Source organism: Acidobacteriota bacterium (genome assembly GCA_026393675.1).
Taxonomy (GTDB): domain Bacteria; phylum Acidobacteriota; class Vicinamibacteria; order Vicinamibacterales; family JAKQTR01; genus JBAXOX01.
On record JAPKZQ010000045.1, the window covers coordinates 107,542 to 124,370 of the forward strand.

Here is a 16,829-nt window from a genome sequence, read left to right on the forward strand (position 1 = left end):
GCAGTGACTCCATCCAGGTTATGACACAGACTTGGGGACAATCTCGGAAATGTCGGCCAGTTCCAGCAGCAACTCGTGCAGCTTGCACAGCAGGCTCAATCGCTGGTCGCGCAACTCGGCGTCCTCCACCATCACGAAGATATCGGTGAAGAACCGATCTATGGCGGCCCTGAACCCGGCGGCCACGCGGAATGCCTGTCCGTATTGCCTGGCCTTGAGCGCCTCGCGAATCTGCACTGAGCGCTGCGCGTAGTCGGTCACGAGCGCCGATTCGGCCGGCTCCGTCAACCGATCCAGACAATCGACCGGCTCGCGCTTCAACTCGCGCGAGAGGTTCTTGACGCGCTTGAACGCCACGGCGAGCGCCCCGAAATCCTCCGAATCGCGCGTCGCGCGAAGCGCCTCGAGGCGCCGGCGCATGTCGAGCGGATCGGGAACGCTCGTCCGCCCGCCCAGGACGGCATTGAGCTCGTCGTACGCGAAGCCGCGCTGCTCGAAGATGTACCGCAGCCGGTCCAGCAGGAACGTCGTGACGGCCTTGTGCCAGGCCTGTGGATCGTCGTTTCGCTGGTCGATTGTTCCCACGCCGGCGCGCGTCTCAGCGATGAGCCGATCCATGGGAATCGGCAGTTCGAGGCCCGTCAGTTCCGGCAGGTCGATGATCGTCCGCAGCAGTCCCTGTGATTGGCGGCGCAGGCCGTACGGATCGCGCGTCCCGGTCGGACGCTCACCCGCAGCAATCAGACCCACGACCGTGTCGAGCTTGTCCGCCACCGAGACGGCCGCCCACGTGACGGCGGCCGACCGCAGGTCCGCCCGGGCTGGCGGCGCGTCCGCTTCGACGCCAACCGGCAGGTAGTGATAGTAGATGGCGCGCCAGACGTCCTCGCTCAGCCCTTCCTCGCGCGCATAGACCCCACCCATCGTGCCCTGCAGCTCGGTCAACTCACGGACCATATCGGTGGCGAGATCGACTTTGGCCAGTCGACCGGCCTGACGCGCCGTCGCGACAGCCGATGGCACCGAGAACACCTCGCCAGCGATCCATCCCGCCAGCTTCTCCAGCCGTTCCGCCTTGGCGCGATAGCTGCCCAGCCGCTTGTGGAAGAGAATCGTGTCGAGCCTGGGCAAGCGCGATTCGAGCGGCATCCGGCGATCCGCATCCCAGAAGAACCTGGCGTCGCGCAACCGCGCGACCAGCACGCGTTCGAGATTCCTCGCGATGGTCCGGTCGTCGTCTGGTTCCGTGTTGACGACCGCCAGAAACGCCGGCAGCAGGCGACCGTGATCATTGACCACCGGGAAGAAATGCTGATGATGAATCATCGTGGTGGTCAGCACCTCCTCCGGCAGCTGCAGGAACTCCGCCGCGAAGCTGCCCGCCACCACCGAGGGGTACTCGACCAGGTCCGGCACCTCGTGCAGCAACCGGGACCCGGTCGCGGCGGCCTGGCTCACGTGGCCGCCGAGCCGCCTGGCGTGGGCATCGAGTTCGCGGCCAATCTTCGCGTGCCGCTCTTCCCGCTCGAGGATCACGAAGTTCTCAGCGAGCTTGCTCTTGTACTCGTCAAACGAGCGAACCTTGATGGCGCGTCCGGCCCTGCCGCTGGTCGCCAGGAATCTGTGGCCGTAGGTCACTGCGCCGGAGCGGATTTCCTGCACGAGCCCGCACTGCGCGGCGTCGAGACGGCCAATCGCAAACGGCACCACCCGACCGCCGTAGAGATACAGGATCCAGCGGATCGGACGGCCAAACAGCAGCTCACCGCGCCCATCGTCCAGCATGGCATCCCAGTGCATCTGCTTTGGGAACGTCAGGTCGCGCAGCACGCCGGTGAGCACGTCGGGCAACACGTCGATCGCGGCTTTTCCTCGCACGTGCCTTCTGAACGCCAGGTAGACGCCTTTGGGCGTCTCCACCCGTTCGAGGCCGGTCACCTCGACACCCTGTTTCCGCGCGAAGCCTGCCGCGGCCGGCGTCGGCTGGCCATCCTTCCCGAACGACGCGGTCACCGGCGGCCCCATCAACACCTCTTCGAGGTCGGTCTGACGCTCGGCAATCCGGCCCACGCGCACCGTCAGCCGGCGCGGTGTGCTGTAGGTCTCGACCGGCGCTTCGGGAAGAAGCCGCAACTCGGTCAGGCGGGCGGATGTGCGTTCGCCCAGTTGTTCGGTCAACGGAGGCAGCCAGCTCGCCGGAATCTCCTCGCAACCCAGTTCGATCAACAGCTCACGATCCATACACCTCTCACACGGCGCCGGATGCGGCGACCTCAGGCTTCCTGGTTTCACCGTCGGCGTACGCCCTGGCGATCGCCACCGCCAACTGCCGCACGCGAAGGATATAGGCCGTGCGCTCGGTGACGCCGATCCCGCCGCTCGCGTCCAGCACATTGAACAGGTGCGAACACTTCAGGCAATGTTCCAGCGCCGGCAGCACCAGCCCTGATCGCAGCAGGACTTCCGAGAGCCCGTAGTACTTATCGAACAAGTCCCGGTGCAGCGCGACGAACGCGTCCTGCGGCATGTCCACCTGACCGAACGCGTATTTCGACTGTTCGATCTCGTCGCGCAGGCGCACCTCGCCGTAGCTCACGCCTGGCGCCCACTGCAGGTCGTAGACGTTGTCGACGCGCTGGAGGAACATCGCGATGCGCTCGAGGCCGTACGTGATCTCGACCGACACCGGAGCGAGATCGATGCCCCCGACCTGCTGGAAGTACGTGAACTGGGTGATCTCGAGGCCGTCGAGCATCACCTGCCAGCCAATGCCCCACGCCCCAAGCGTCGGCGACTCCCAGTTGTCTTCCTCGAACCTGATGTCGTGGTGGCGCGGCTCGATGCCGCAGGCCTCGAGGCTCTGCAGGTAGAGATGCTGAATCTCGTCAGGAGCCGGCTTCATGATCACCTGGAACTGGTGGTGCTTGAACAGCCGGTTCGGATTCTCGCCGAAGCGCCCGTCATCGGGGCGCCGCGACGGCTGCACGTACGCCACGTTCCAGTGTTTCGGCCCGAGCACGCGCAGCGTCGTTTCCGGATGCGAGGTCCCCGCGCCGACCTCGAGGTCGAGCGGTTGCTGGATCAGGCAGCCTTGCGACGCCCAGAACTGGGAGAGTGTGGAGATGAGGTCTTGGAAGGTCACAGGATTGTTGTCGCCAATATGAGCACCTACCCGCGCCCGCGGATTTCGCGCAGCACGCGCACGGACTTGATCTCTTTCTCCAGGTGCGTCGCGATCAAGGCCCGATGCACCGCCTCGAGTTCCCTGAGCGCCCGCTCTGACACCGTGGCCGCGCCAATCCGCCCGGGCGACATCGTGCCCGAGGCCCGGAGAAACGCGACCGATTCGCCCGACAGCGCCACGGCGCTTCCCGCCGATCCCCGGGCGCATCCTGCGCACAGGTACTGGTGGTCACCCGGCATCAGCACGGCCGCCGTGGCCTCGTCTCGTCCAAGCGTGTCGCCGCACGTCCCACAGGCCAGCACCGACGGGTAGACACCCTGCAGCCGCAGCAACCAGTACTCGAAATACCGCGCCAGCGGCTCGACCGAAGCGCCCGCCACCAGCGCATCGACCACCGCACTGCCGAGGCGATACAACGTTTCGTTGGGATCGGCCTCGGGCGCCCACTCGTCGATCAACTCGGCAAAGTACCCGGCGTAGCCCAGCGCGTCGCTTCCGCTCCACATGAGCGGCGAACTGATCGGCTCCGCGTAGTTCAGGGAGACGAGATCTCGGCTCTCTTTCTCGAAGTACGTCACGCCGACGCGGGTCAGCGGCTCGAGCGCCCCGCCGAAGCGGGAGCGCATGCGCCTGGCACCCTGGGCGACTCCCCTGCGCTTGCCGCGATCCCGCGTCAGAAAGACGACGATGCGATCGACCTCGCCGAGCTTGTAGGTGCGAAGGATGATCGCTTCGGTCGTATAGAGCGGCATCGCCGGAGGCTACTGCGTGGACGCGGAATGCGCTCCTCGTATTCTATCCTGCTTTGATCGCCGCCTTGACAGACAAGCGGCACCAGTGTCGGCGGGGCCTTCAGTCGTCGTCGATGACGCCCAACTGGTCCAGGACGCGGGAATCCTCCCGCCAGCCGGCCCGCGTTTTGACGCGGAGATCGAGGAAGACCTTCGTGGCGAAGAACGACTCGAGTTCGACGCGCGCTTCGGTCCCAATCTGCTTGATCATGCTGCCGGCACGGCCGATGATAATCGGCTTCTGGGATTCGCGGTCGACGACAATCGTGCAGTAGAGGCGGATGATGCCACGGTCGTCCGCCTCTTCGAAGTGGTCGACCAGGACCGCGCTCGTGAACGGCAGTTCGTCGCGCGTGTGCTGCAGCAGTTTCTCCCGGACGATTTCCGCCACGTAGACCCGCTCGGGTTGGTCGGTGACGAAGTCGGCAGGATAGAGCGGATCCCCCTCGGGCAGATGCTGGAGGAATACCTGGCCAAGCCGGTCGACGTTGTCGCCGGTGAGCGCCGAAACGGGCACGATGTCCGCAAAGCGCGACAGCCGTCCCCACCGCTGCATCTGCGGCAGGAGCGCCGTCTTCTCGACCAGATCCATCTTGTTGAGGGCGAGCACCAGCGGCACGGTCACCTTGCCAAGGAGGCCAGCCAGGTACTCGTCTCCGCCGCCAATGGGTTGGCTGGCGTCCGCGACTGCGCACACCAGGTCGGCGTGGTTCATGCTCTGTACCGCCACGTCGACCATGCGGACGTTCATCCGATGGAGTGGCCGGTGGATGCCGGGCGTGTCGACGAAGACCACCTGCCCCTCTGGCAGATTGCGCACCCCCACGATGCGGGTGCGCGTGGTTTGCGGCTTGTCGGACACGATCGCGATCTTGGTGCCGACCAGGGCATTGAGCAACGTGGACTTTCCGGCGTTGGGACGGCCCACGAGCGCCACCAATCCGGCCTTGCTCATGAGCGGCGCCCCTTTCGCGCCGATCCAGTGGCCCGGGCGCGCTCGATGAGGCCGGTCCGAAGCCCGCCCCGCCCACGCAACCGTGCTTCGAGCATCGCCATCTCTCCCTGGTCCTGTTCGTGGTCGTACCCGATCAGATGAAGCAACCCGTGCAGCGCCAACACCCGAAGCTCGGTGCCAAATGCGTGACCGAACGCAGCCGCCTGCCGCGCAGCGACACCAACGGCAATGACGATGTCCCCCAGAAAGGGCGCCCAGCACTGCCCGCCTTCGTAGGAACCGGGCGCCAGGGGCGTCGGCATGGCTCGCCGCAGGTCAGCCGAGACGCCCGGGTTCGGGCCGACGTCAGCGGCGGGAAACGACAGCACATCGGTCGCGTAGTCGAGTCCGCGGTAGGCGCGATTGAGTGCCTTTACCCTCGCATCGCTCACGAGGGCCACCGAGACCTCGCCTCGGACGCTCGCCGGAGCCACGCGCGACAACCACGACGCCAGGCCAACGGCCCGGATGGGGCGACGAGTATGGCACGTCACCTCGACCTTAAGTGCCCCGCGGCGCGCCTGTGCTGGTCGGGCCATTCGTCGTCAGTCCGTGCGCTTGCCGCCGCCATTGGCGGTCGAGTACGCCTCGTACGCCTTCACGATCAACTGCACGAGCTTGTGACGCACCACGTCGCGTTCGTCGAAATAGACGAACGCGAGGCCCTCGACCTGGCCGACGACCCTGATCGCCTCGATCAGGCCGGACGTCTTGCCGGCCGGCAGATCGATCTGCGTGATGTCTCCGGTAATCACGGCCTTCGATCCGAATCCCAGGCGCGTGAGGAACATCTTCATCTGCTCGGTCGTCGTGTTCTGCGCCTCGTCCAGGATGACAAAGGCGTCATTGAGCGTGCGGCCGCGCATAAACGCCAGCGGCGCAATCTCGATGGTGCCCCGGTCAATCAGCCGCTCGACGCGCTCGCCGTCCAGCATGTCGTAGAGCGCGTCGTAGAGCGGGCGGAGGTAGGGATTCACCTTCTCCTGCAGATCGCCAGGAAGAAACCCCAGCCGCTCACCGGCTTCGACAGCGGGCCGGGCCAGGATGATCCGGCTCACTTTCTTGGCCAACAGGAACGAGACGGCCTGCGCCATGGCCAGGTAGGTCTTGCCGGTGCCGGCGGGACCGACGCCGAACACGATGTCGTAGCGATCGATCGCCTCGAGGTACTTCCGCTGGTTGATGCTCTTGGCGGCCACCTGTCGCCGCCCGGTGGTCCGAGTCGACGCCTTCAGGAAGTAGTCGCGCAGCTCGACGGCCGGATCCTGCGTCTGCAACTCCCACGCGGTCCTGACATCGCCATTCGAGATGCGATACCCCTCCTGCTGCAGCGCGACCAACTGGGTGAGCAGGCGCTCGACGCGTGCCACGCCTGCGGCATCTCCTTCGGCCAGCAGGTTGTGTCCCTGCGTGCTGAGGCGAACGCGGGCCGATGATTCGATGAACCTCAGGTTCTCGTCTAAGCGGCCGAAGATCGCGTCCAATCCCTCGTCGGGCAGCGCGATGGTGCGGGTTTCGTCAGGCATCACGCGTCCGATCGCAACCGCAGTTCACGCAGCTGGCGGGCGTCGACCGTTGATGGCGCCCCCGACATCAGGTCTACCGCCTGCGCGGTCTTCGGGAACGCCATCACATCGCGGATGGACGGCTCTCCCGCAAGAATCGCGATGATGCGATCGACGCCGAGCGCAATCCCGCCGTGCGGCGGCGTGCCGTACTCCAGGGCCTCGAGAAAGAATCCGAACCGGAGCTTCGCGTCCTCGTCGCTGATGCCGAGCGTTCTGAACATCCGCTGCTGGAGCGCGCTGTCGTGGATGCGGATGCTGCCGCCGCCAATCTCGCTCCCATTGATCACAAGGTCGTACGCCTGGGCGAGCACGTGGCCGGGATCCTGCTCCATCTGATCCATGTGCGCTTCGATCGGCGAGGTGAACGGATGGTGCATCGCGGCCCACCGCTTCTCTTCGTCATCCCACTCGAAGAGCGGGAAGTCGACGACCCACGTGAACGCGAAGTCGTCGATCTTGAGCCAGCCCTGATCGCGGGCGACGTTCAGCCGCAGGTGCCCGAGCATCTTCGAGGTCGCGTCGGCCTGGCCGCAGCCCATCAGCAACAGGTCGGCGGCACCTGCGCCGGCGAGATCGAGCGCGGCGCGGATCGCGGATTCGCCGGCCGCCTTGAGTGCCGAACTCTGCACCGTGTCGCCGCTTCGCCTCGCCCACACGAGCCCGCCCGCGCCGAGGGCCTTCGCCTGCTCACCGAGCGCGTCGAGTTGCTTGCGCGAATACGCGGCCCCGCCCGGCACCACGAATCCCCGGACCACGCCTCCGCCAGCCATCGCGTCCCGGAAGACGCTGAAGCTGGTGTCGGCAAACGCGGGTGCGAGATCGGCAATCGCCATCCCCACCCGCAGGTCTGGCTTGTCCGATCCGTACCTGGCGATGGCCTCCGCGTACGGCATCCGCGGAAACGGCGTCGTGATGTCTCGCCCGATCACTTTGAGCACCTCGGCGATAAGCGGCTCAATGACGCTGAACACCAGGTCGCGCGTCGCAAACGACATCTCCACGTCAATCTGGGTGAACTCGGGCTGCCGATCGGCGCGCAGGTCCTCGTCGCGGAAGCACTTCACGATCTGGAAGTAGCGATCCGTGCCCGCGATCATCAGGATCTGCTTGAAGATCTGCGGCGATTGCGGCAACGCGTAGAACTCACCGGGATGAATCCGGCTGGGAACCAGATAGTCGCGTGCCCCCTCGGGGGTCGACTTGGTCAGAACGGGCGTCTCAATCTCCCAGAATCCCTGGCTGTCGAAGTACTTCCGCACCGCCATGGTCACCTTGTGCCGCAGGCCGAGGTTGGCCTGGAGCTTCGGGCGCCGCAAGTCGAGGTAGCGGTACCGCAGCCGCAATTCCTCGGAGGCGGCCACGTCGTCGGCGATCACAAACGGCGGAACAGCGGCCTCGCTCAGCACCTTGATTTCGGCCGCGTGCACCTCGATCTCGCCGGTCGGCATCTTCGCGTTCAGCGCGTCGGCGGCGCGCGAGCGGACCCGGCCCTTCACACCGATGACGAACTCAGCGCGCAGGTGCTTCGCCTTCTCGAGCACGTCGGTCGAGTCGACCACGACCTGCGTCAGACCGTGGCGATCCCTGACGTCGATGAACACCAGTGCCCCGAGGTCGCGCGCGCGGTGCACCCATCCCAGCAGGAGCACCTCCTGACCGATATCGGCCGCACGAAGCTCCCCGCACGTATGTGTCCGAGCCCAGTTCCCGAGTTTGTCGACCACGTCAGAACCGCTCCTCTTCAACTTCGCCGCCTGCCGGGCTGGAGCCCGGCGATCCCAGGTTCGAACCGCGCCCTGTGGGCTCGCCAGATTCTCGTCTGGCCCCGGACGTTCCCGGGTTCGATCTGCTCCCCCTGGGATCGCCAGGCTCTCGTCTGGCCCCGGACGTTCCCGGGTTCGATCTGCTCCCCCTGGGCTCGCCAAGCTCTCGTCTGGCCCTGGACGTTCCCGGGTTCGATCTGCTCCCCCTGGGATCGCCAGGCTCTCGTCTGGCCCCGGACGTTCCCGGATTCGATCTGCTCCCCCTGGGATCGCCAAGCTCTCGTCTGGCCCTGGACGTTCCCGGGTTCGATCTGCTCCCCCTGGGATCGCCAGGCTCTCGTCTGGCCCCGGACGTTCCCGGGCTCGATCTGCTCCCCCTGGGATCGCCAGGCTCCAGCCTGGCCCCAGGCCGCAGCTTCAGGCGCGTGCCTTGAGACGCCCGGCGACGTGCGCCATCACGCCGTCACGCGGCACCCGGATCTGCTCGCTCGTCTTCATATCCTTGGCCGTCACCACGCCCGCCGCGAGTTCATCGTCTCCGATGATGAGCGTGAGGACCGCCTTGAGCCGATCCGCGCGCTTCATCTGCGATTTGATGCTGCGGCCTTCGTATTCCATGTGCGCTTCGAAGCCGGCACGCCTCAGGTCCCGAAGCAGGCCAATGGCTGCGTCACGCGCCGCCTCGCCCATCGCGGCCACGAACACCGGCGACCGGTTGGCGGCACCAGCGCCTTCGGGCATCGCGAGCACGAGGCGTTCGATGCCGGCCGCAAAACCAATCCCCACACGGTCCGGCCCGCCGAGCTGTTTCACGAGGCCGTCGTAGCGGCCGCCGCCCAGGATCGCGTTCTGCGCGCCGATATTGCCGCCCAGAATCTCGAACGTCGTACGGGTGTAGTAGTCGAGACCCCGCACGAGCCGATGTGAGATGCGGTACGGAATGCCGTAGACGCCAAGGTGGCGAACCACAGCATCGAAGTGCTGACGGCACGACTCGCAGAGATAGTCGGTCGAGTGCGGCAGCCGGTCGATGATCGGCTGATCGTGTGGCACCTTGCAGTCGAAAATGCGCAGTGGATTGGTCGTCGCGCGCCGCTGGCAGTCGGCACAGAGCATCGCGACGTCGTCGCCGAGCGCCTTGACCAGCGCCTCGCCAAAGGCCGGCCGGCACGCCGGGCAGCCCACCGAATTGATGACGAGTTCGATGTTGGCGATCCCCAGTTCGGTCACCAGCGTCCAGGCCAGGTCGAGCACCTCGGCGTCGACGGCCGGGTCGCTGACGCCAAACACCTCCACATCGAGCTGGTGAAACTGACGGTATCGTCCCTTCTGGGGCCGTTCATACCGGAACATCGGCCCCATCAGGTAGATCTTCGGCACCGCCATCGCCTGTTCCAGGCTGTGCTCGACGAAGGCACGCACCAGGCTGGGCGTCGCCTCCGGCCTCAGCGTGATGCGCTCACCACCCTTGTCGGTGAAGGCGTACATCTCCTTCTGCACGATATCGGTGGTCTCGCCCGTCCCTTTCGCGAACAACTCCTCGCGTTCGATGATGGGGGTGCGCACTTCGGCATAGCCGTAGCGCTCGAAAATCTGGCGCGCGACGGTCTCGACGTGCTGCCAGCGCTCCACCTCTCCGGGCAGAATGTCGTGGGTTCCGCGAATGGCTGGAATCATGACGGCTTCAGCGGGCGTTGGGGTCAATGCGCGGCAGCGTCACTTCGCGCTGCGCCTGGTACTTGCCCTTCTTGTCGCCGTAGGAGATCTGGCACGCCTCATCGCTTTCGAAGAACAGCACCTGGGCGATGCCTTCGTTGGCGTAGATCTTGGCGGGCAGCGGCGTCGTGTTCGAGATCTCGAGCGTGGCCGTCCCCTCCCATTCGGGTTCAAACGGCGTGACATTCACGATGATGCCGCACCGCGCGTAGGTGGACTTGCCGACGCACACCGTGAGCACGTTGCGGGGGATCCTGAAGTACTCCACCGTGCGCGCCAGGGCGAACGAATTCGGCGGAATGATGCAGACGTCGGCCTTGACATCGACGAACGACCGGGGATCGAACTGCTTCGGATCGATCACCGTCGAGTTGATATTGGTGAACACCTTGAACTGGTCGGCCACGCGGACGTCGTACCCGTACGACGACACGCCATATGAGATCACGCCCTCGCGCACCTGGCCCTGGACGAACGGATCGATCATCCGGTGCTCGTTGGCCATCCGCGTGATCCACCGATCCGATTTGATGCTCATCCCGCGCTCACCTCTTCCCGGCAACTGTACTCCGGATCGATCACCCCAACCCTCCAGGTTTATCGCCGGAACAGCGCCCACAACACCGTCAGGACGACGCTCGCGATGATCGACGTCGTGACGGGGATGTAGAACGAGAAACCGCCGCGGCGCACCAGGATGTCCCCCGGGAGCCTCCCGATGGGGACACCAAGCCAGATGAGCAGCCCGGCCGCCGCCACCAGCAGACCGAAAAACACCAGCAGCCGTCCCACCGCCATCGCGTGGCCCTCGCCGGCGAGCGTCAAACCGTCTCGACGCCCGCGAAGAAGTAGCTCGACTCGAACGCGGCCGTCTCGGGGGCATCCGACCCGTGTGTCGCGTTGTACTGGATGCTGGTGCCGAACTCCGCGCGCAGCGTGCCTGGCGCCGCCTTCGACGGGTCGGTCACGCCCATCAGGTCGCGCCATTTCCTGATGGCGCCCTCGGCCTCGAGCAGCATCACGATGGCCGGCCCGGACGACATGAAGTCGGTCAGACTCGGGAAGAACGGACGTTCGCGGTGGACGGCATAGAATCCTTCCGCCTGGGTCTTGGTGAGGCTGACCTGGCGCAATCCACGAATGCGGAACCCCGCCTCTTCGATGCGCTGGATGATCTGGCCGGCGAGTCGCCGCTCGACGGCATCGGGCTTGATGATGGCAAATGTTCGTTCCATATTCGTTCGATTATACCAACTGTGGCGGGGCGCGCCGGCGGGACGACGGTTCCTCCGCGTCCCCGCTCACGCAAGCCGGCAAAACCCGTTTCCGGCCGGAGGCGGGCCGCTCGACGCCGGCTGCCGCTCCGCGGTCGAAAACGCCGGCTGATCCCTTTGGCCTGCAACGCGTTTTGCAGACTGACGCCCTTCGACTTCGCTCAGGACTTCGCCGTCGGCTTGGTTCGAGGGGCCGCTTCGGAAGCCGCCCTCCCACCGACACGAGGGCCCGCGCCTGCGGACTCGCTAATCCCGAATCCCAAGTCCCTAGTCCCTACTGGCGCCTGCCCAACTACCGCAGCCGCTCCATGATCTGATCGAGGGCCTCCCTCGACGGTCGCACTATTTCTTCCGGCAGCATGGATAGCGGTGTGTCGACCAGATTCAGCAAGTCCGTGAAACTCTCGCGGTCGGGCTCGATGTACAGGAGGCCTGTGGCGAATTCGCCCTTCCTGGCGGTTTCGTGGAGCAAGCTCAGCGCCGCCACTTTGTCGCGCGGGTTGTAGCCCTCCTCGATCTTCTTGAGGTACACCCTGGACCCGTCGTGCATCTTGACTTCCTGCGTGGTGCCGGGTTCGTAGTCCACGACGATGTCGTCGAAGAACGGCACGAACGTCATCTCGCCAAGCGGGTCGTCGTGATCCTTCACGTACGCGTAGCTCTTGGTCGACCCTTCGTGATCGTTGAACGTCACGCACGGAGAGATGACATCGAGCAGCACGGCGCCGCGGTGAGCAATCGCGGCCTTCAGGAGCGAGGCCAGTTGTTTCTTGTCGCCGGAGAACGATCGCGCCACAAACGTCGCACCCAGCTGAATCGCCAGCGCGCACAGGTCGATTGGCGGCAGGTCGTTGACGACACCGTTCTTGAGCCTGGACCCGATATCGGCCGTGGGCGACAACTGCCCTTTCGTCAGGCCGTAGCAGCCGTTGTTCTCGACGATGTAGATGATCGGGACATTGCGGCGCATCAGGTGGACGAACTGGCCCGTCCCGATGGCGCTCGTGTCGCCGTCGCCGCTGACTCCGATCGGACACAGATGCTTGTTGGCGAGCACCGCGCCGGTCGCCACCGCCGGCATGCGCCCGTGCACCGCGTTGAACCCGTGCGAGGTGCCGAGGAAGTACGCCGGGCTCTTGCTCGAGCAGCCAATCCCGGAGAGCTTGATGACCCGCTGCGGGTCGACGCCCATCTCGAAGTAGGCCTCGATGATGCGCTCGGTAATGGCGTTGTGGCCGCAGCCGGCGCAAAGCGTGGTCTTGCTTCCGCGATACGTCTGGAGGTCGAGATTGATGCGGTTGACTTTCTTGCCCGGAGCCGGTGCAGCTGGTGTCTCTGTGGCCATGATCGAGTCCCTGGTTTCCGCTATTCCCGTTCTTGGGCGAGGACCTCATCGGACACGGACCGTGCATCGATCGGCAGGCCCGTGTAATAGAGCACGCTCCGCAACTTGCCCACCTGTCCCGGCGCGAGATCGAGCTTCAACAGGCTGAGCATCTGTGCGTCGCGATTCTGCTCGACGACGTACACGCGCTTGTGGCGGTCGATGAACTGCTCGACCTCCGTGGTGAAGGGATACGCCCTGAGGCGCATGTACGAGGTCTTTACGCCCGCCTCCTGCCGAAGTTGGTCGCGCGCTTCCTCGACCGCCCAGTGGCTGGAGCCGTAGGCGATAAAGGCGACCTCTGCCTCGGGATCCAGATCCACCAGCTCTTTCGGCACCCACTGTCGCGCCGTCTCGAACTTACGGGCGAGCCGATCCACGTTGTTCTTGTAGTCGTCGGCGCGCTCGCTGTACTGCCCGCGGGCGTTATGGCCCGATCCACGATTGAAGTAGGCTGGCATGCCATCGCCGGGCACGGAGCGGTACGGGATGCCATCGCCGTCCACATCCTCGTATCGGCCCCACCCTCCCAGTCGCTTCAACGTCTCGGCATCCAGCCGCTTGCCGCGGTCGAGGGGCTTGTCGGGGTACTTGAAGGCGTCGGCCATCCAGGTGTTCATCCCGAGATCGAGATCGGTCATCACGAAGACCGGCGTCTGGAACCGCTCCGCCAGATCAAACGCCGTCATCGTCAGCTCGTAGCACTCTTCGGCCGAGTTGGGGATGAGCAGGATGTGCTTGGTGTCCCCGTGCGACAGCACCGCCGTCGACAGGATGTCGCCCTGCGCCGTGCGGGTCGGCAGCCCGGTGGATGGGCCCACGCGCTGCACGTCGATGATGACGGCCGGCACCTCGGTGTAGTAGCCGAGGCCCGTGAACTCGGACATCAGCGAGATGCCCGGCCCGGATGTCGCCGTCATCGATCGCGCGCCGGCCCAGCCCGCGCCAAGCGCCATGCCAATCGACGCCAACTCGTCTTCGGCCTGCACGATGGCGAAGGTCGCCTTCCCGGACTCCTTGTCGACGCGGTACAGCTTCATGTAGTCGATGAGCGTCTCGCACACCGTCGAAGACGGCGTGATCGGGTACCAGGTGACGACTGTCACGCCCGCCATCATCGCGCCGATCGCCACAGCGGCGTTTGCCTCGACGAGGATCTTCCCCTGTGTGGCGTTCATCCGCTCGACGCGGAACGGATCGCGCTTCGGCAGGTTCGTGTCGGCGAAGTCGTACCCTACTTTGAGGGCGACCTGGTTGAGGGCCACAGCCTTGGCCTTCTTCCCGAGTTGTTTCCCGAGCGCTCTCTCCATCTCGGCCATCTCGATGCCGAGCAATCTCGAGAGTATGCCGTCGTAAATCATGTTGCGGACGAGGCGCCGCAGCTTCGCGTCCGGGCACACGGGAGCGACCAGCTTATCGAACGGCACAGGATAGAAGACCAGGTCGCTGCGGAGGTCCTGCAACTTCAGCGGCTCGTCGTAGACGACCGCCGCGCCCGCATCGAGCGCCAGCACGTCTTCCTTCGCGGTCTCCGCGTTCATCGCCACGAGCAGGTCGATCTCCTTCTTGCGACCGACGTAGCCGTGCTTGTTGGCGCGGATCGTGTACCAGGTGGGCAATCCCGCGATGTTCGACGGGAACAGGTTCTTGCCAGAGACCGGGATGCCCATCTGGAAGAGCGACCGGATGAGCACCAGATTGGCGGTCTGACTGCCTGATCCGTTGACGGTGGCCACCTGGATGCTGAAGTCGTTGACGACCTCGGCGGCGGCGTTGGGGCTTGCCGATAGATCCTGAACGGCGGGTTCGGAAGACATGCGATCGATCCCGATTGATGGCAGGCAGGCGCTACGCCCTGGCGGAGGCTCGGCCGCCAGCGGCCACCTACGGTTAACTTATGGAAACACCCACTAAATTAGTGATTATATCACGCGGAGTTGAGTGGCTGGGCGGACGGAGAGCTGGGAAAAGGAAGCAAGGAATGCTGTAGGGGCGCGATTGATCGCGCCCCTACACGATTTTACTTCTTGAGCGACGCCACCATCGCCTGGCCGATGTCGGCCGGACTCTTCACGACGCGCACGCCCGCAGCGGTGAGCGCGACCATCTTCTCGGCCGCCGTACCCTTGCCGCCCGCGATGATGGCGCCGGCGTGGCCCATGCGGCGTCCCGGGGGCGCCGTCTGACCGCAGATGAAACTCACAACCGGCTTGGTCACGTGCTTCTTGACGAACGCGGCCGCTTCCTCTTCAGCCGTGCCGCCGATCTCGCCAATCATCACGATGCCTTCGGTCTCCTTGTCAGCCTGGAACAGCGTGAGCGCATCAATGAAGTTGGTGCCAATCAGCGGGTCGCCGCCAATCCCGATGCAGGTGGTCTGCCCGAGCTTGAGGCGCGTCAACTGGTGGATGGCCTCATAGGTCAACGTCCCACTGCGCGAGACGATGCCAATGCGGCCTTCCTGGCAGATCTGGCCGGGGATGATACCCGCCTTGGCCTTGCCCGGCGAAATCAGCCCTGGGCAATTCGGCCCGATGAGCCGCGTGTTCGTCTCCTTGAGCACCGCCATCACGCGCATCATGTCGAGCGTCGGGATGCCCTCGGTGATGCACACCACCAGCGCGAGGCCGGCGTCGGCACACTCGAGAATTGCATCCGCCGAGTAGGGCGGCGGCACAAAGATGACGCTGACGTTGGCGCCGGTTTTGGCGACGGCGTCGGCCACCGTGTTGAAGATCGGCCAGCCTTCGTGCGTCGTGCCCCCCTTGCCGGGCGTGACGCCGCCGACCACCGTGGTTCCGTACTGCGCCGCCTGCTTCGCGTGGAAGGTCCCCTCGCGTCCGGTCAGGCCCTGCACAAGCAGGCGCGTCGATTTGTCAATCAGGACTGCCATGTTTCCTCCTCACCCGCGCGCGAGCGCAACGACCTTGCTGGCGCCTTCGTCCATGGCGTCGGCAGTCGTGAAATTGAGCCCGCTCTCGCGAAGCATCTTCTTGCCGGTCTCGACGTTGGTGCCTTCCATGCGGATGACGATGGGCACCTTGACCGACAGTTCCTTGACCGCCGCAATCACGCCCTCCGAGAGCACATCGCAGCGCAGGATGCCGCCGAAGATGTTGATGAAGACGGCTTTCACATTGGCGTCTGACATCAGGATCTTGAACGCATTCCGGATCTGCTCGGCCGTGGCGCCGCCGCCCACGTCGAGGAAGTTGGCCGGCTCACCGCCCGCCAGCTTGATGATGTCCATGGTAGCCATCGCGAGGCCGGCGCCATTGACCATGCAGCCGATGGTGCCGTCGAGCCGGATGTAGTTCAGCGAGAACTTCGAGGCTTCGCTCTCGAGCGGGTCCTCCTCGCTCAGGTCGCGCAGTTCGCGCAGTTCGGGATGGCGATAGAGCGCGTTGTCGTCGAAGGTCATCTTGGCGTCGAGCGCGAGCAGGCCGCCCTCGGCCGTGACGATGAGCGGGTTGATCTCGATCAGCGACGCGTCGGTTGCCTTGAACGCCTCGTAGAGCGCCGGGATCAATTTGCCGGCCTGCGCCACCGCCGGGCCTTCGAGCCCGAGCGCGAAGGCGAGCTTCTTGGCCTGGAACGCCTCGAAGCCGGCCGTCGGATGGATGTACTCCTTGAAGATGAGTTCGGGTGTATCGGCCGCCACCTTCTCGATCTCCATGCCGCCAGCCGAACTGGCCATCACCACCGGACGCCCGGCGGCGCGGTCGAGCACGAGCCCGAGATACAGTTCGCGCGCGATCTGCAGCCCCTGCTCGATGAGCACGCGCTGAACGACCTTGCCCTCGGGGCCGGTCTGATGCGTGACCAGCTTCATGCCGATCATGGTTGCCGTAAACCGCTCGACGTCTGCGATCGTCTTGGCGAGCTTGACGCCTCCGCCTTTGCCGCGCCCACCAGCGTGGATCTGCGCCTTGACGACGACGGGCAGGCCGAGCCGCTGACTGATGGCGACGGCCTCGTCGGCATTGTACGCCACCTCGCCGCGCGGCACGGGCACACCGTACCTGGCGAGTACCGCCTTTGCCTGGTATTCGTGAATTTTCACGGGATTCTTGGGTGTGACGGGCCCTCAGGGAAAGGTGACGCCGCAAGAGCGAAGGGGCCCGCCGTCCACTTCGCCTCGACGCTTGGGGACCA

At 65.3% G+C, this 16,829-nt stretch carries 15 protein-coding genes; all 15 read right to left on the minus strand.

The window, feature by feature from the left end:
* Positions 1–18: 18 nt before the first annotated feature.
* The 15 genes from glyS to sucC all read right to left on the minus strand — a co-directional run bounded on the left by glyS (position 19) and on the right by sucC (position 16,737).
* On the minus strand, positions 19–2,241 hold the full coding sequence (glyS, locus tag NT151_11935) for a glycine--tRNA ligase subunit beta (GenBank protein ID MCX6539624.1): 2,223 nt from the start codon (positions 2,239–2,241) through the stop codon (positions 19–21).
* Between the two features lie 7 nt (positions 2,242–2,248).
* Entirely contained in the window at positions 2,249–3,142 is an 894-nt protein-coding gene (locus NT151_11940) for a glycine--tRNA ligase subunit alpha (GenBank protein MCX6539625.1), read from the minus strand.
* A gap of 26 nt (positions 3,143–3,168) precedes the next feature.
* Positions 3,169–3,936, minus strand: a complete 768-nt coding sequence (recO, locus tag NT151_11945; GenBank protein ID MCX6539626.1) for a DNA repair protein RecO — start codon at positions 3,934–3,936, stop codon at positions 3,169–3,171.
* A 100-nt stretch (positions 3,937–4,036) separates the two neighbouring features.
* The gene (gene era, locus NT151_11950) at positions 4,037–4,930 is read right to left on the minus strand and encodes a GTPase Era (GenBank protein ID MCX6539627.1); all 894 of its coding nucleotides are present in this window, start codon (positions 4,928–4,930) and stop codon (positions 4,037–4,039) included.
* Positions 4,927–5,508 carry an rRNA maturation RNase YbeY gene (gene ybeY / locus NT151_11955; GenBank protein MCX6539628.1) on the minus strand — a complete coding sequence of 194 codons (582 nt, stop codon included), beginning with the start codon at positions 5,506–5,508 and terminating at the stop codon, positions 4,927–4,929. Before ybeY ends, era begins: the two co-directional genes overlap by 4 nt.
* A gap of 6 nt (positions 5,509–5,514) precedes the next feature.
* Entirely contained in the window at positions 5,515–6,495 is a 981-nt protein-coding gene (locus NT151_11960) for a PhoH family protein (protein MCX6539629.1), read from the minus strand.
* Positions 6,495–8,261, minus strand: a complete 1,767-nt coding sequence (gene aspS, locus NT151_11965) for an aspartate--tRNA ligase (protein ID MCX6539630.1) — start codon at positions 8,259–8,261, stop codon at positions 6,495–6,497. The genes NT151_11960 and aspS overlap by 1 nt, the downstream gene beginning before the upstream one ends.
* A 456-nt stretch (positions 8,262–8,717) precedes the next feature.
* Entirely contained in the window at positions 8,718–9,977 is a 1,260-nt protein-coding gene (hisS, locus tag NT151_11970) for a histidine--tRNA ligase (protein MCX6539631.1), read from the minus strand.
* 7 nt (positions 9,978–9,984) lie between these two features.
* Positions 9,985–10,554, minus strand: a complete 570-nt coding sequence (gene dcd / locus NT151_11975) for a dCTP deaminase (protein ID MCX6539632.1) — start codon at positions 10,552–10,554, stop codon at positions 9,985–9,987.
* Between the two features lie 59 nt (positions 10,555–10,613).
* The gene (locus NT151_11980; GenBank protein ID MCX6539633.1) at positions 10,614–10,814 is read right to left on the minus strand and encodes a DUF2905 domain-containing protein; all 201 of its coding nucleotides are present in this window, start codon (positions 10,812–10,814) and stop codon (positions 10,614–10,616) included.
* Positions 10,815–10,837: 23 nt separating this feature from the next.
* On the minus strand, positions 10,838–11,251 hold the full coding sequence (gene ndk / locus NT151_11985; protein ID MCX6539634.1) for a nucleoside-diphosphate kinase: 414 nt from the start codon (positions 11,249–11,251) through the stop codon (positions 10,838–10,840).
* Between the two features lie 331 nt (positions 11,252–11,582).
* Positions 11,583–12,635, minus strand: a complete 1,053-nt coding sequence (locus NT151_11990) for a 2-oxoacid:ferredoxin oxidoreductase subunit beta (protein ID MCX6539635.1) — start codon at positions 12,633–12,635, stop codon at positions 11,583–11,585.
* Positions 12,636–12,655: 20 nt separating this feature from the next.
* Positions 12,656–14,491 carry a 2-oxoacid:acceptor oxidoreductase subunit alpha gene (locus NT151_11995; GenBank protein ID MCX6539636.1) on the minus strand — a complete coding sequence of 612 codons (1,836 nt, stop codon included), beginning with the start codon at positions 14,489–14,491 and terminating at the stop codon, positions 12,656–12,658.
* 203 nt (positions 14,492–14,694) lie between these two features.
* Complete coding sequence (sucD, locus tag NT151_12000) at positions 14,695–15,567, minus strand: succinate--CoA ligase subunit alpha (protein MCX6539637.1); 873 nt, start codon at positions 15,565–15,567, stop codon at positions 14,695–14,697.
* A gap of 9 nt (positions 15,568–15,576) precedes the next feature.
* On the minus strand, positions 15,577–16,737 hold the full coding sequence (gene sucC / locus NT151_12005; protein ID MCX6539638.1) for an ADP-forming succinate--CoA ligase subunit beta: 1,161 nt from the start codon (positions 16,735–16,737) through the stop codon (positions 15,577–15,579).
* Between the last annotated feature and the right edge of the window lie 92 nt (positions 16,738–16,829).